At 33.0% G+C, this 14,462-nt stretch carries 14 protein-coding genes; 4 read left to right on the top strand and 10 right to left on the bottom strand.

The features are described 5' to 3' along the window. Window positions 1-167: 167 nt before the first annotated feature. Entirely contained in the window at window positions 168-1,379 is a 1,212-nt protein-coding gene (locus BZARG_RS05460) for an RsmB/NOP family class I SAM-dependent RNA methyltransferase (protein WP_008636118.1), read from the bottom strand. A 159-nt stretch (window positions 1,380-1,538) separates the two neighbouring features. On the opposite strand from BZARG_RS05460, the gene BZARG_RS05455 reads away from it, so the two are divergent. Continuing rightward, on the top strand, window positions 1,539-2,588 hold the full coding sequence (locus BZARG_RS05455) for a WD40/YVTN/BNR-like repeat-containing protein (protein WP_008636175.1): 1,050 nt from the start codon (window positions 1,539-1,541) through the stop codon (window positions 2,586-2,588). Between the two features lie 57 nt (window positions 2,589-2,645). Here BZARG_RS05455 and BZARG_RS05450 read toward each other — a convergent pair whose 3' ends face one another. The 7 genes from BZARG_RS05450 to BZARG_RS05420 form a co-directional block, all read right to left on the bottom strand. Next, window positions 2,646-3,086 (bottom strand): hypothetical protein, encoded by a 441-nt coding sequence (locus BZARG_RS05450; protein WP_008636188.1) that lies wholly within the window; start codon window positions 3,084-3,086, stop codon window positions 2,646-2,648. A 16-nt stretch (window positions 3,087-3,102) separates the two neighbouring features. Next, on the bottom strand, window positions 3,103-3,597 hold the full coding sequence (locus tag BZARG_RS05445) for a hypothetical protein (protein ID WP_008636226.1): 495 nt from the start codon (window positions 3,595-3,597) through the stop codon (window positions 3,103-3,105). 31 nt (window positions 3,598-3,628) lie between these two features. Next, window positions 3,629-4,171, bottom strand: coding sequence for an RNA polymerase sigma factor (locus tag BZARG_RS05440; protein WP_008636259.1), 543 nt, complete (start codon window positions 4,169-4,171; stop codon window positions 3,629-3,631). Between the two features lie 191 nt (window positions 4,172-4,362). Continuing rightward, window positions 4,363-6,192, bottom strand: coding sequence for an ABC transporter ATP-binding protein (locus BZARG_RS05435; RefSeq protein WP_040288046.1), 1,830 nt, complete (start codon window positions 6,190-6,192; stop codon window positions 4,363-4,365). Further along, complete coding sequence (locus tag BZARG_RS05430; RefSeq protein WP_008636143.1) at window positions 6,189-7,922, bottom strand: phospho-sugar mutase; 1,734 nt, start codon at window positions 7,920-7,922, stop codon at window positions 6,189-6,191. The genes BZARG_RS05435 and BZARG_RS05430 overlap by 4 nt, the downstream gene beginning before the upstream one ends. Before the next feature lie 55 nt (window positions 7,923-7,977). Next, window positions 7,978-8,919, bottom strand: a complete 942-nt coding sequence (locus BZARG_RS05425) for a glycosyltransferase family 2 protein (protein WP_008636108.1) — start codon at window positions 8,917-8,919, stop codon at window positions 7,978-7,980. A gap of 43 nt (window positions 8,920-8,962) precedes the next feature. Continuing rightward, window positions 8,963-9,493 (bottom strand): DUF4199 domain-containing protein, encoded by a 531-nt coding sequence (locus tag BZARG_RS05420; RefSeq protein WP_008636249.1) that lies wholly within the window; start codon window positions 9,491-9,493, stop codon window positions 8,963-8,965. 158 nt (window positions 9,494-9,651) lie between these two features. On the opposite strand from BZARG_RS05420, the gene BZARG_RS05415 reads away from it, so the two are divergent. The 3 genes from BZARG_RS05415 (at window position 9,652) to BZARG_RS05405 (ending at window position 11,961) form a co-directional block, all read left to right on the top strand. Then, window positions 9,652-9,903, top strand: a complete 252-nt coding sequence (locus tag BZARG_RS05415) for a type B 50S ribosomal protein L31 (RefSeq protein ID WP_008636196.1) — start codon at window positions 9,652-9,654, stop codon at window positions 9,901-9,903. Window positions 9,904-9,980: 77 nt separating this feature from the next. Beyond that, window positions 9,981-11,156, top strand: coding sequence for a GlmU family protein (locus BZARG_RS05410; protein WP_008636177.1), 1,176 nt, complete (start codon window positions 9,981-9,983; stop codon window positions 11,154-11,156). 91 nt (window positions 11,157-11,247) lie between these two features. Beyond that, window positions 11,248-11,961 (top strand): lysoplasmalogenase family protein, encoded by a 714-nt coding sequence (locus BZARG_RS05405; protein ID WP_008636121.1) that lies wholly within the window; start codon window positions 11,248-11,250, stop codon window positions 11,959-11,961. 264 nt (window positions 11,962-12,225) lie between these two features. Here the strand turns inward: BZARG_RS05405 and BZARG_RS05400 are convergent, their stop codons facing one another. Further along, window positions 12,226-13,809, bottom strand: coding sequence for an ABC transporter substrate-binding protein (locus tag BZARG_RS05400; RefSeq protein ID WP_008636113.1), 1,584 nt, complete (start codon window positions 13,807-13,809; stop codon window positions 12,226-12,228). Between the two features lie 319 nt (window positions 13,810-14,128). After that, the gene (locus BZARG_RS05395) at window positions 14,129-14,425 is read right to left on the bottom strand and encodes an N-acetyltransferase (RefSeq protein ID WP_008636104.1); all 297 of its coding nucleotides are present in this window, start codon (window positions 14,423-14,425) and stop codon (window positions 14,129-14,131) included. Window positions 14,426-14,462: the final 37 nt, after the last annotated feature.

Raw genomic sequence — 14,462 nt, 5'->3', positions numbered from 1 at the left:
AAATGGTAAGTTATCCACGCTGTTATTAACCATAAAAAAAACGACTCGTTAAAGTCGCTTTTAAATTTATCTTTTTATAAGTTTATTCTAATAGTTAACCGCAACTTAAGCAAAAGTTATAATCGATAATAATAAAATAAGTAGGTTATAATATCACCTCCTATTTATTACTTCTTTTGAAGTAAAGCCATGTAAAACCCGTCGAATCCTGATTTTGAAGCTAATACTTTCTTATCTTTTACAAATGTAAAATCTTTCCCCATATCAGAAGCTAAAAAGGTGTCAACTTGATTCTGGTTTTCAGATGGTAAAATTGAACATGTAGCGTAAACCATTTGGCCGCCAGGCTTTACAATTCTGGCATAAGATTGTAAAATTTCCTGTTGGGTTTTCTTGATTTTTTCTAAAAATTCCGGTTCTAATTTCCATTTAGCATCTGGGTTTCTTCGTAAAACACCTAAACCAGAACATGGCGCATCAATCAATACGCGATCTGCTTTATCGTATAATTTTTTTATGACTTTAGTGGAATCTATATGTCTTGGTTCAATATTATGAGCACCATTTCGTTTGGCACGACGCTTAAGTTCATTTAGTTTGTTGGCATAAATATCTAAAGCAATAATCTGTCCTTTATTCTCCATTAAAGAAGCCAGGTGCAACGTTTTTCCACCAGCTCCCGCACAGGTGTCAACCACACGCATACCAGGTTCTACATTTAAGAACTCGGCTACTAATTGTGATGAAGCATCTTGAACTTCAAAATGTCCATTTTTAAAGGCATCTGTTGTAAAAACATTAGCGCGCTCTTTTAATTTTAAAGCATTTGGATAACCTTGAATAAATTCGGTTTCAAATTCTAAATCGAATAATTCTGCTTGTAATTTTTCTTTGGTAGTTTGAAGCGTATTTACACGTAAAACAACATCTGCCTGCTGATTTAAAGCCGCAATTTCTTTAGTCCATGCTTCTTCACCTAATTCTTTAACACCCAATTCGTCCATCCAATCTGGAATAGATTCTTTGAATTTTCTGATTTTTGATAATTCATCATAACGTCCCTTAATTTTACGTGTTGGTGTATTTTCAAAATAACTCCAATCTGGTAGTTTAATACCCTTTAAGGTTGCCCAAACAGCAAACATACGCCACAAGTCTTCACGACTAAACGGTTCTTTTACACCGGCAATTTCAGCGTACAGACGCTTCCATCGTACCATGTCGTAAGTCGTTTCAGCTACAAAGCCACGATCGCGACTTCCCCAACGTTTATCACGTTTTAATAGTTGCTGAATAACTTTATCAGCATATTTACCTTCATTAAATATAAGTGTTAAACCGTCTATGACGGCAAAACATAAGTTTCTATGTAATCGCATTCTTTATATGTGTACCGTATTACGCCTTGTTTTTTTGAAACTTGAAACGTGATACTTTAAATTGTTTATAAGCCAGCAAAGGTACACAAAGTTTATTTCTTTAAGAGTTTATCCAATTAATTCGTTTAGCTTTTCTATTTTTATCAAAAATTACGATCCATGAAATATTTTAGTCTATTACTATTGGTACTTACTATTGTAGCTTGTAAAAATGAAAAGGTGAAATATAAAAAAGCCATTTCGAAAGTGGAAATTAATAATGTTTTAGAAGATTCTACATTGAATATACGTGCTTTAGAAGTTCTTGATCACTCCAGCATTGCTTTTGCCGCTAATAAAAACACCTACGGACTCTATAATTCAGAAACAGATGAATGGCTAATTTCCGAACAAACTTACGATTCACTTAACTTGGAATTTCGTGCTATAGCTAATAATTCTGAAGATTTTTTTATGTTGAATGTTGGTAATCCGGCATTATTGTTTAAGACTTCTAATGCTGGCGATATGGAATTGGTTTATAAAGAAGAGCACGAAAAGGTTTTTTATGATGCTATGACATTTTGGAATAAAAAAGAAGGAATTGCTATAGGGGATGCAACCGACGATTGTTTAAGCATTATTATTACACGAGATGGTGGGAAATCTTGGGATAAAGTACCTTGTAACATGTTGCCTAAAGCAATTAAAGGTGCGGCTGCATTTGCGGCAAGTAACACCAATATTGTGGTTAAAGGGTCTAAAACTTGGATAGCGACAGGCGGTTTGGTAAGCACTATTTTATTCTCGTCGGATAAAGGAAAGACATGGGAAGTGTTTGATACACCTATTGTTCAAGGAAAGGAAACTACTGGAATGTATTCTATAGATTTTTATGATGACATGACTGGTTTTGCTATTGGTGGCGATTACACTAATCCAGAAGCCAACGCCGCAAATAAAATTCGAACTATAGATGGCGGAAAAACTTGGAAATTAGTTGCGGAAAACCAGGAGCCAGGTTATCGCAGTTGCGTGCAATATATCCCGAATAGTGGAGGTGAAGAGCTAGTTACCGTTGGATTTAAAGGTGTAGATTATTCTAAAGATAAGGGCGCCACTTGGCAACATTTAACAGATGAAGGTTTTTATACGCTTCGTTTTGTAAATGATAGTGTGGCTTATGCTGCAGGTCAAGGGCGGATTAGTAAACTTTTATTTATGCGATAAAAAAAGCAGCCAAATGGCTGCTTTTTTATAATTATTTCTCAATTTATATTTTGAATTTTATTTTGATTTTCCATGTCTGCTTTTGTACTCATCAAACATTTTACGCTTAAAATCATCTTCTACTTTTTTAAGTAAAATGACTTTTTTAGCGGGTAGTACTTTTTGTAAATTGACTGTATATTTTTGAAACAATAGATACCTTTTTTCATAAAGCTGCATCATTTCTGTAATTTGAATTTTGGCATCACTTTCTGATATTTTTTCGACTTCAATACACTTTCGCATGTCTGAACTAGCCTGACGTAACGCACTGTAATCGTCATCAAACTTGTTGTAAATAGGCCAAAATTTTTGGGCTTCTGTTTGCGTGAGACTTAATTTTTCTGTGATATAAGCAACCTTTAAGGATTTAATCTTTTCATGATGCCCATCGTCTTTTTGTGCAAATCCCATGGTGCTCATAAAAACAGTTACTAATATTAAGAGGGTGTATTTCATAGGTGTATTTTTAATCTTAATTAAGATCTTCTAAATCGGAGTTGTAGTATAAATAACTTTCTAAAGATACATCGCTCAAGGTTTCGTTATATATAGCGTTTTCAAAAGCTGATGGATCAGTAATTAAGTTATTGAAATCTGATGCTTCATAATCATTGGAAAGTATATAGTTTTCAATACTATCATTGTCTAGAGATGAAAAACTAACGGATTCTTTAAAGTCTGGCAAACTAATCAGTAAAATGGCTATTGCAGCGGCACTTGCGGCGTACCAAGTTGTTTTTTTAGAAAACAAAGGAATAACTTTCGTTTCTTTCTTTTCCTCCAAAACCGTGTCGCGGTTAGATGTTTCAAAGTTTTTAAAATAATCATCAGGGACATTAAAACCAGATGTTTTACATTTTTCCTTAAGCACAAGTTCACTCAAAAGAGTTTCTTCAAAATCCTTGAAATAAGAATCTGGTGTTTTAAAACCTGATTCTTTGTTAGTATGTAATTTCCTGTTTTTCATTACTCTTTGGACTTCAGTTTCTTGAAAAGGTTTAATCGTTCAATACAAAGGCTTCTACTTTTTTTGAGGCAATATGATAGGAAGACTTTAAGGCGCCTTCACTTGTATCTAATATTTCAGCCATATCCTTATATTTTAATTCCTGAAAATATCTCATATTAAAAACGAGTTGTTGTTTTTCTGGTAAAGTTGCTATAGCTCGTTGTAGCTTTATCTGGATTTCCTCACCTTCAAAATAAATGTCTGCTTGCAAATTTGCTATTGCCAAATCCTGAACTTCTTCATTACTTATTTGCATTTGTTTAGCGCGATTATTTATAAATGTAATTGCTTCGTTTGTTGCAATTCGGTACATCCAAGAGAACAACTTACTGTCGCCTTTAAAGTTTTTAATATTTCTATAAACTTTAATGAATGTATTTTGCAATACATCGTCTGTGTCGTCATGCGATTTTACCATATGGCGAATATGCCAATACAAACGCTCTTTATATTGCGCAACCAGTTCATTAAAAGCAACCTCACGTTTGCTTTCTGACTTTAAATTGGCAATTAATTGGGTTTCGGTATTCACAAATCGGTTTAAATTTTAGACTAGTTGAAGGTGAAAAAGTTTAATGAAACTTTTAAATAAAGTATTAAGTTAATAGTCTCGGTAAACAGTGGCAGTTAAGATAATAAAAAATTATGTGTATAAAAGGACGTATTTGGAACTGTCTATTATCTATAAGCAAGGCGTTTTAGTATCTCTTTTCTTAAATTTTTCTACTCAAAACTCTGCATATCCACCAATCGGCGGTAGGTTCCGTTTTTAGCCATTAATTCTGTGTGAGCGCCTTGCTCAACAATTTCACCATGTTTCATAACCACAATAAGATCGGCATTTTGAATCGTGGACAATCTATGTGCAATAACAATGGAAGTTCTGTTTTTCATCATATTCTCTAATGCAATTTGCACTAAACGTTCGCTTTCGGTATCTAAAGCTGATGTAGCTTCATCCAGAATCATAATAGGTGGGTTTTTAAGAACTGCCCGCGCAATACTTAAACGTTGTTTTTGGCCTCCAGAAAAATTATTTCCGGCATCACCAACATTGGTTTCGATCCCATTTGGTAATTCTTGAACAAATTCCCAAGCATTGGCAATTTTTAATGCCTCGATAATTTCAGTATCAGTTGCGTCTGGTTTACCAATTAAAATATTGTTTTTTATTGAATCATTAAATAGTATTGAATCTTGCGTTACTAGTCCCATGAGGTCGCGTAGAGACTTTTTCGTCATGTTTTTAATATCTATCCCATCAATAGTTATGTTGCCTTCATTAACATCGTAAAAACGCGTTACTAAATTAGCAATCGTACTTTTTCCACTTCCAGATTGTCCAACAAGTGCCACGGTTTCACCTTTTTCTACTTGAAAACTGAAGTTTTTTAGTACGAGATCGTTATCATATTTAAATGAAATATTATTAATGGATACATTATTTTTAAAATCCTCGAATTCTATGGCGTCAGGATTATCCTGCATATTGTCGTCTTCATGTAAGATTTCGAAAACACGATCGGCAGCGGCCATTCCATTTTTTACCTTATAACTTGCTTTACTAATGGCTTTTGCAGGTGTTAAAATAGCGTAAGCAAGTCCCATAAAAGCAATAAACGTAGTGCCTTCAATAGATCCATCGATTAAAACTAATTTACCACCATACCATAATAAAACGGCTATGGTTGCAATACCTAATACTTCACTAACAGGGCCTGCTAAATTATTTTTGACACCAATTTTATTTGATAATCTTAAAATTCTATCTGCTGAATTTGTAAAATTATTTGTAAAAATTGGTTCAGCATTATAACTCTTTACAATTTTTAAACCAGTCAAAGATTCTTCAACAATCGAAATTAATTTACCCGATTCTTGTTGAGCTTTTAATGAGTTACCTTTTAAACTTTTTCCTATTCTTGAAATTAAAAAACCAGCCAAAGGAATGAAGCACAATACAAAAACTGATAATTCCCAGCTAATAGTAAACATTAGCGCTAATGAAAATACGATAGTTAAAGGCTCTCTAACAATGAGCTCTAAAATGATAAAGAAGGAGTTTTGCATTTCGTTAATATCTCCTAGAATTCGTGCCATAACATCTCCCTTTTGCCTTTTAGAATAAAAGCTTAATGGCAATTGAATTATTTTCTGATACATGTCTTTTCGTAAGTCCGTTAAAACCCCATTCCTTAAATACATAACGTGCTGCATGGCAAGATAGCCAAAGATGTTTTTAAGTAGAAAGGTTGAAATTACGATAGCTATAACGATTACTAATGCCATTTGCGCGTTGCCATCCACCAAATAACCGCTAACGTGGTAATTCAGGAAATCTTGACCGTAATCTTTTAAACCTCCAATACCTGTCCATACGGGTGCTTCTGTAACAATAGTCGTTTTATCGAATAACACATTTAACATGGGTATTAAAGCAATAAATGCCAAGGAGCTAAATAGCGCATAAAGTAAATTGAAAAAGATATTTAAGAAAACATGCATCTTAAACTTCTTAATGAAAGGACTTAATTGATGTATAATTTTTTTCATTCTGTAATATTCATATCATTTATAATGGCATCAATTTTTGCTTCTAAAGCTTTTTCTGTAGCCGTAAAGTTAGAAGCATTGTCTAAAGTTGCTTGGACGCTTAAGTAATATTTTACTTTTGGTTCGGTTCCACTTGGCCTCAAGGCTATTTGGCTTCCATCATTGGTATAATAAATAAGGACATTGGATTTTGGAACTAAAATCGGTTCTGTTTCGCCTGTTTCAATGTGTTTAGTTTCTGATAATTGATAATCTTCAATTTTCACTACTTTCGATCCATTAACTATTTTTAAAGGATTTTCGCGCGCTTCAACCATCATTTGTTTGATTTCTTGCGCGCCTTGAATTCCTTTTTTAGTGATAGAGATTAAACGTTCCTTGTAAAAACCATGCTCTGTATAAAGATTAATTAACTCTTCATATAAAGAGCTTCCTTCAGCTTTTGCTTGGGCAGCAATTTCGCAGGCCAGTAGGGTAGCGGTTACAGCATCTTTATCGCGAACAAAATCGCCAACCATAAAACCGAAACTTTCCTCGCCACCACCAATAAAATCGAGCTCTGGAAAATCTTTAATCATTTTAGCAATCCACTTAAAGCCTGTCAAACCAATTTTACATTCAACTTTATAAGCGTTTGCTAATACCGTCATCATTGGTGTGGAAACAATGGTAGAACCAATAAATTCTTCACCTTTTATTTTATCTTCTTTTTTCCATTGTTTTAATAAAAACGCTGTCATTATGATCATGGATTGGTTACCATTTAGTATAATCATGTGGTTGTCTAAATCTCTTACAGCTATTCCAATACGATCGCTATCTGGGTCAGTTCCAATAACAATATCGGCTTTGACTTTATCAGCTAATGCTAAAGCCATTTTTAAGGCTTCTGGCTCTTCTGGGTTTGGAGATTTAACCGTTGGGAAATCACCATCCGGTTTAGCTTGTTCTTCAACAATATGAACTTGATTATAGCCAGCGCGTTTTAAGGTTTCTGGAATAATAGTAATAGATGTGCCGTGCAATGAGGTAAAAACAATATTAAGGTTATCTTTTGCTTTTTGGTCTGTATTAAAACTACCATTTTTTACTGAAGCATCAATAAACACTGTATCTACTTCTTTACCTATATAATGAATTAATAAATTCTTCGCTTCAAATTTAATTTCAGAATATTCCAAGCGATTAATTTCAGCAATTATTTCCGCGTCTTGAGGTGGAACTAATTGACCGCCATCTTGCCAATACACTTTAAATCCGTTGTATTCTGGAGGATTGTGCGAGGCCGTTAGCACAATACCACAATGACAGTTTAAATGTTTTAATGTGAAGGATAACTCTGGAGTTGGACGTAATTCTTCAAAAAGATAAACTTCAATATCATTTGATGAAAATACATCGGCAACTAACTTGGCCAACGATTGACTATTATGTCGACAGTCGAAAGCAATAGCCACTTTTATAGTTTCGTCAGGAAAACTTTTTTTTAAATAATTGCTTAAACCTTGTGTGTTTTTTCCTAATGTATATTTATTAATACGATTGGTTCCAACACCCATAATGCCGCGCATACCACCAGTTCCAAATTCTAAATTCTTGTAAAAAGCTTCTTGAAGTTCTGACGGATTGTTGGCGATTAATTTTTTTATATAATCTTGTGTTTCTGTATCAAAAGTAGGCGTTAACCACTTGTTAACTCTAGCTAATAATTCAGGTTTAATTTGTATCATAGAAATTGTAAAATAGCGTACAAAGGTACGAATTCAAAAAAATAGGAGGTAAGCTTTATATATTATCTTTAATTAGGTAGCGTTGGCGGTTTTCTTTAGTACGTAAAATAATTTCACCCAAAAAGCCAGCTACAAAAAATTGTGTTCCCATTATCATGGTGACCAAAGCTATATAAAATTGGGGTTTATCAGTTATTAATCGGCCGTGAGGTGTTAAAAATAATTTGTCTATTCCCAGATAAATAGAGAAGGCAAATCCTATGGCCAGCATAATAAAACCTAAAGTTCCGAATAAATGCATAGGCTGCCTGCCAAAGCGTGAAATAAACCAAATAGTAATTAAATCCAGAAAACCATTAATAAAACGCTCCATTCCAAATTTGGTTTCGCCATATTTTCTGGCTTGGTGTTGAACCACTTTTTCGCCGATATTTGAAAAACCAGCATTTTTAGCTAAAACTGGAATATAACGGTGCATTTCGCCATTTACATCAATGTTTTTAACCACATTTTGATGATAAGCTTTTAGTCCACAATTAAAATCATTTAGTTTTACGCCTGATGTTTTTCTAGCTGCCCAATTAAATAATTTAGAGGGTATGTTTTTAGAAATTACCGAATCGTAACGTTTTTTCTTCCAGCCCGAAACCATATCGTAGCCGTTAGAAACAATCATATTATAAAGTTCGGGGATTTCTTCAGGGTTATCTTGAAGGTCGGCATCCATAGTAATTATAACATCGCCTTGTGCTTTGTCAAAACCTGCGTGTAAGGCCTGTGATTTTCCGAAATTCCGTAAAAACTGAATGCCCTTTACGGCATTATTTTTTTGGGATAACTGTTGAATGGTTTCCCATGAGCCATCGGTACTACCGTCATCTATAAATAGGATTTCATAAGAAAAATGATTGGATTGCATAACATTTGCAATCCAATCATGAAGTTCTATTAATGATTCCTTTTCGTTAAGTAGTGGTATGACTACTGATATATTCATGTATTTAATTTCATGTTTGAAACACCAAAAGTAACGAAATTATTTAAGCTTCTATTGGTTCTTTTTTCACAATCAAAGCAGCAATAAGTCCTACAACGCTATAACCAATTAATTGAAAGGCTAAACCTTGTAAGATGTTTTTTAAAGAATACAGATTTTCCTGTTTTTCCATTTCTTCAACAATTCCTGCAATAGCTTCATCTGGAGTGCCAAAGCCACGCATCATTTCCACTTGTGCTTCAATAACTTTTTCTTGTAAAACGTTAGCAGCATCAGGATCAACAATGTTAAAAATAACAAAACCTACAACAGAGCTAATAACTAAACCAATGGCAACTGTTATAAAATATGCCGAAAAAGCGCCTTTAAAAGTAATAAATCCATTCAACAAAGCTTTAGACTTAATTGATGAAAGGACTCCTAAAGCTACTACAACAAGCATGACCGCCACACCAAACCACCATTTTGTAAATAAGTCTAGATTTACTGCATAAGCGAGAGCGGTTAATAATGCAAGGATACCACCTAAATAAAGGCCGTAATTAATTGAATTAGATTTTGTGTTTGTTTCCATAATTTTTGATAAGTTTAAATTGGTTGTTACTGTTAGTAAACAAATATATAAAAACGTTACAATAAAAGTTATTATAAATATATCGAAAAACTGTTGCATAGTTATTAAAATTGATTAAATTTGCACCTCGAAAAAGTAAGATATTAAAGCATTTAGCGATGAAAAAAGATATACATCCAGAAAATTATAGAGTAGTAGCATTTAAAGACATGTCTAACGAAGACGTATTTTTAACAAAATCTACAGCAAACACGAACGAAACTTTAGAGGTGGAAGGTGTTGATTATCCGTTGGTTAAAATGGAAATCTCAAGAACGTCACATCCTTTTTACACAGGGAAGTCTAAACTGATAGATACTGCAGGACGTATTGACAAGTTTAAAACGAAATACGCTAAATTCAAAAAATAAGTTTAGCCTAAAATATATTTCTAAAAGCCTTTCAACTATTGAAAGGCTTTTTTTATTTTTACAAAAAAGCTTTTATCATGAATTATATCCTTTTTGATGGTCCGTCGCGCAATAATTTGTTGCCTTTTACATTTACACGCCCTGTTGCCGATATCCGAATTGGTATTTTAACGATTCGTGAAAAATGGGAAGCCTATCTAGATTATACTACAACAACTGTTACCGAAGATTACTTATCGGAAAAATACCCGATGGTTGAAATGGAGCAGAACGTGATGATTAACGCATCATATTGCCCTAACCACGAATTGGTGGCTATGATTAAAGATTTGCAAGAGAATCAGGCTATTTTTAAAGGTGAAGATGTAATTGCATTTTTTACGACAGATTCTCAAGAAGAAGTCGATTTTGATGCATATGAAGCTATTGAATACAACGAAGCACTTTTAAAAGTTGCAAACACTTGGGATATTTTCTCTAAAAATGGTGAAGCCATCCAAGACGATTTTGATTTGATAACAAATGGCAGACAGTCTGAAGAAATACCAGAAAAAACAATAGTTTTCAACAGAGCAAACATTTTTATTGAAGAAGGTGCTAAATTGCCTTTCTGCTCATTAAATGCTGAAAATGGCCCTATTTATATTGGCAAGAATGCCGAGATAATGGAAGGTAGCTTTATTCGTGGACCTTTTGCCTTATGTGATCATGCTACCGTAAAAATGGGCGCTAAAATTTATGGTCCTACTACAATTGGGCCTCATAGTAAAGTAGGAGGAGAGGTTAATAATTCCGTTATATTTGGTTATTCTAATAAAGGCCACGATGGCTTTTTAGGAAATTCTGTAATAGGAGAATGGTGTAATTTAGGAGCGGACACTAATAATTCCAATTTAAAAAATAATTATACCGAAGTACGTCTTTGGGATTACGAAACCGAAGGTTTTGCCAAAACAGGTTTACAGTTTTGTGGACTCATGATGGGAGACCACAGTAAGTGCGGTATTAATACCATGTTTAATACCGGAACAGTAATTGGTGTGAGTGCAAATATTTTTGGAAGTGGATTTCCAAGAAATTTCGTACCAAGTTTTTCTTGGGGAGGCAGTAAAGGCTTCACAACTTATTTAACCAAAAAAGCTTTTGAGGTAGCAGAAGTGGTTATGTCTCGCAGGGAAATAGAATTTACCGAGCAAGATTCTGCTATTTTAGAACATGTGTTTGAGGAAACTAAAAAGTTTAGAAGGGAATAGAGTTTAATCTCTTTAAGATATTATTATATTAAAGCAAACAATTTTTACCGATTAGTTTGTTACTTTTACCTGTATTTATAAATATAGAGTGATGATTAAGCAACTCTTTTCTAATCATAAACTATTTGCATTGTTGTATTTTTCAATGCTTTTAATTGACATACTTGTAAAATTGAATTTGCCCCCATTTCCGTTTAGACTATTTTCTAAACCTTTTATATTATTGCTTTTGTTAGTGTATTATATTTTTAATAAAACAGGGAATAATAAAAGAAAGCAATTGTGGATGTTTTTAGCCTTAATAAGTTTTTTTGTTGGAGATCTACTTATAATAAACAACACAAACCTTATTTTTGTAAGCATAAGTCTATTCGTTTTTTCACTTGGAAAAATATTTTTCTGTTTAAAATTTTCTCATAGAAAAGAATACAGAATTTCAAGATTAATCCCTTTAGCAGTTTTACTATTTTGTTACATTATCTTTTTTACGGCACTTCTTTTAAATGATCTTAAAAGCTTTTTTATTCCTGCATTAATAACCTTTTTTTTAACATTATTAATGTTTCAGCTTGCTTATTTAAGAAAGGATGTATTTAATAAAAAAAGTTACTTTTATGTACTTTTTGGAGTTTTTTCATATTCAATTTGTGAAGGCATGATGGCTATTAAAACGTTTAAATTTGATTTGCAATTTCAAGATTTTTTTATAATGTTCCTTTATGGATTAGGGCTGTATTTTGTGGTATTTGGAATTATAAATGAGAAGGAGGACGAGCATAAGTTATTAGAAAAACAAGAGGTATAAAAAAATGTTTATAACAGGTCTTAATTCTAATATGTTTATAGTATTAATTTCTAAACCTTCAATTTTTACTTTAAAATAGTAGTTTATCATCATAATAAGCAAATACGATATAGATGCTAATCGTTACCGAAATTGCCACTATAAAACATGGTTTTTAGGAAACTAAAAGATTTAGACGCGAATAAGCTTCATTTGTCTAGAATTTTGATATGAACCTCATAGGTTTTTAAACCCTGGAGGTTTTGTGCTCTCTTAATGACAGATTTAATCTATTTTCTTCACCCGTTTTAAATCCAATAAATTAATAGGGTTAATACCTAATCCTGAAATATTTTTTCTGGTAAATCTTACAACTTCATCATAAAACATAGGAACAACCGGTGCAGATGTCATAACTAAACTATCCATTTTAGAGTAAAGTGCTTCTCTTCTAAGGGTATTGGTTTCCGTAAACGCCTGCTCGTACCAACTATCGAATTGTTCATTTTTATAATGTGAGTAATTTGGACCATCGGGAGCGAAGTTTTTACTGTAATAAAGAGATAAGTAATTCTCGGCATCGGGATAATCGGCCACCCAGCTGGCTCTAAACATATCTAATTGACCATTGGCTTTAGAGTCTTTTAAACTGGACGCTGGAACCACACTTACATTAACGATTAAACCTGTTTTTTGAAGTTCACGCTGAATATATTCGCAAAAACTCAAATAGTTACTAGTTGTTGTTAAAGTGATTTCTGGAGTTTCATTACCAGTTTCTAATTTATATTGATTGACTAATTCCTTCGCTTTTTGAGGTTGATAATTAAACCCAGACAATTCGCTGTAACCAGGCAAGCCTTTAGGTATAAAGCCACCATGAGCCGGAATACCAACGCCGTTTCGGAGGTAAATCATCATTTTTTCACGATCAAAACCATAATTAACTGCTTTTCGTATGTATTCTGACTGTATTTCAGAAACATCAGAATCCATTAAAAAAGCCAAATATTCAGTGTTTAGATACGGGCCACGAATCATATTGACATCTTCTGTGTATAAATCACGAAGTTGTCCGTTTGCTGTTAAAATTTCATCTTTATAAGAAGCATCTAAACCAGAAACATAATCTATGTTTCCTTGTGCAAACTGTAAGAATTCACTTTGTTTATCAGGAAGAAATGTAATGGCCACAGCCTCTAGATAAGGTAATTTACTTCCTGATGCATCTTCTTCAAAATAATTATTATTTCTTCTAAAAACGAGCTTTAAGTTTTCTTCCCAGCGCTGAAACTTAAATGGACCTGTGCCAATTGGGTTTGCTCTGAAGTCGGTTCCGTAATGTTCTACTACTTCTTTAGGAACGACGGAGCAATATTTCATTGTTAATAAACCTAAAAAGGCAGGAAATGGCTGTGTGAGTTTTATTTCAAAAATGGAATCATTAATCGCGCGGAAGTCTGAAACCTTATTTAGAACCCAGCTTCCTGGCGATGCAATTTGTTTATCTTTTAATCGGTTTAAGCTATATTCAAAATCGAAAGCCGATACTGCTCTTGTGGAATCTTTACCAAGTAATGCATGTTTATGGAAATATACATCTTTACGTAAAGTGAAGGTATATGTTTTAGCACTATCTGTTATGGTCCAATTTCTAGCAATGCTTGGCTTGACATTTAAGCTATCGTCCATTTCTACTAATCCATTAAATAATTGATTGGTGGCCCAAATATCCGCCAGATCTTTAGAGAATGCAGGATCTAATGAACTGATGTTTTTATGCTCGTTATAGCGAAACACATCTGAAAATTGCTGTTTTTTTTGAGAGCAACCAATAAGAAGTAGAAATATTACGAGGCGGTAGTTCATTTGTAATCTTGAAGTTTCAATTAATCAGCTGTAAAACTAAAGCTATAATATTGTGTAAAAAAATAAGATACCGTTTTTATTTTCTCTAAAAAGATGTTTGTAAATAGGGTGTTTTTATTAAAAGCTAGTGAAGAAACTAAATCATTAATTAATAATATAAGCTTGGTGAAATTGTTGTAAAATAAATAATATTTTTAAATTGTAAAACTAAAAAAGGCGTACTTTAGTAATAAAAGTACGCCTTTTTTATTTAATTGTTATGGCATCGTTTAATGCAATGATTTATTCATAAAACGAATACCTTAAAATCAATTCATCATTAAATACGCACACCGACTGGTAACATGCTTCTGTATTGCCTATTTTTTTTAATAAATTTAGCTATTTCTGGACTAGTTGGAACAACGCTTAAATTACGTTCTTCAATGTTTTCAAACACGGTTTTTATAAACTCGTTTTGAAAAGCTTCAGTAGAGATTTCTTCCGGAATAATCAGTTTGGTTAAAAATATTTTGCGTTCCTGAAGCGAATATTCAATTATCGCAAGTTGATCGTCCATTTTTAATTCAAATTGGCGTAAAAAATCATTGTCAATGAGTACATGTTCTTCTGTCATAATATTTTTTTATTCAAGGGAATTATAGGGAGTAGCA

The sequence above is a fragment of the Bizionia argentinensis JUB59 genome (assembly GCF_000224335.1).
Taxonomy (GTDB): Bacteria; Bacteroidota; Bacteroidia; order Flavobacteriales; family Flavobacteriaceae; genus Algorimicrobium; species Algorimicrobium argentinense.
This window is presented reverse-complemented; position numbering and strand designations above follow the sequence as displayed.

Excerpts from the sequence above, each read along its gene's own strand:
- BZARG_RS05460 (WP_008636118.1), bottom strand. The coding sequence starts at position 1,379 with ATGCGATTACATAGAAACTTATGTTTTGCCGTCATAGACGGTTTAACA.
- BZARG_RS05455 (WP_008636175.1), top strand. The coding sequence starts at position 1,539 with ATGAAATATTTTAGTCTATTACTATTGGTACTTACTATTGTAGCTTGT.
- BZARG_RS05450 (WP_008636188.1), bottom strand. The coding sequence starts at position 3,086 with ATGAAATACACCCTCTTAATATTAGTAACTGTTTTTATGAGCACCATG.
- BZARG_RS05445 (WP_008636226.1), bottom strand. The coding sequence starts at position 3,597 with ATGAAAAACAGGAAATTACATACTAACAAAGAATCAGGTTTTAAAACA.
- BZARG_RS05435 (WP_040288046.1), bottom strand. The coding sequence starts at position 6,192 with ATGAAAAAAATTATACATCAATTAAGTCCTTTCATTAAGAAGTTTAAG.
- BZARG_RS05430 (WP_008636143.1), bottom strand. The coding sequence starts at position 7,922 with ATGATACAAATTAAACCTGAATTATTAGCTAGAGTTAACAAGTGGTTA.
- BZARG_RS05425 (WP_008636108.1), bottom strand. The coding sequence starts at position 8,919 with ATGAATATATCAGTAGTCATACCACTACTTAACGAAAAGGAATCATTA.
- BZARG_RS05420 (WP_008636249.1), bottom strand. The coding sequence starts at position 9,493 with ATGGAAACAAACACAAAATCTAATTCAATTAATTACGGCCTTTATTTA.
- BZARG_RS05415 (WP_008636196.1), top strand. The coding sequence starts at position 9,652 with ATGAAAAAAGATATACATCCAGAAAATTATAGAGTAGTAGCATTTAAA.
- BZARG_RS05410 (WP_008636177.1), top strand. The coding sequence starts at position 9,981 with ATGAATTATATCCTTTTTGATGGTCCGTCGCGCAATAATTTGTTGCCT.
- BZARG_RS05405 (WP_008636121.1), top strand. The coding sequence starts at position 11,248 with ATGATTAAGCAACTCTTTTCTAATCATAAACTATTTGCATTGTTGTAT.
- BZARG_RS05400 (WP_008636113.1), bottom strand. The coding sequence starts at position 13,809 with ATGAACTACCGCCTCGTAATATTTCTACTTCTTATTGGTTGCTCTCAA.
- BZARG_RS05395 (WP_008636104.1), bottom strand. The coding sequence starts at position 14,425 with ATGACAGAAGAACATGTACTCATTGACAATGATTTTTTACGCCAATTT.